This is a genomic window from Ochrobactrum sp. SFR4 (assembly GCF_019730395.1).
Taxonomy (GTDB): domain Bacteria; phylum Pseudomonadota; class Alphaproteobacteria; order Rhizobiales; family Rhizobiaceae; genus Pseudochrobactrum.
Genome location: NZ_JAAPBB010000953.1, coordinates 1 through 259 on the forward strand (window position 1 = coordinate 1; position 259 = coordinate 259).

Annotated in this window: 1 protein-coding gene; it reads right to left on the reverse strand. The window is 57.9% G+C overall.

Going from position 1 to position 259, the window contains the following annotated elements:
* A partial coding sequence (locus tag HBA93_RS21905; RefSeq protein ID WP_221724656.1) for an ATP-binding cassette domain-containing protein occupies positions 1–259 on the reverse strand: 259 nt, incomplete at both ends.

Here is a 259-nt window from a genome sequence, read left to right on the forward strand (position 1 = left end):
TGCCGAACAATGAAATCCGTCCTTCGCTGGCGGGCAGAAGGCCGGTCAGCATCTTCATCGTGGTGGACTTGCCGCAACCGTTGGATCCAAGGAAACCGAAGATCTCGCCCCGACGAATACGAAATGAGACATGGTCGACAGCGACGAAGTCGCCGAAACGCATGGTCAGGCCTTCAGCTTCAATTGCTATGTCGTCATCGCTGGCGTGGAGCGGCGGGATCTCCACCGGCGCATACCCGCTCTTTTTCTCGTCCGGAAG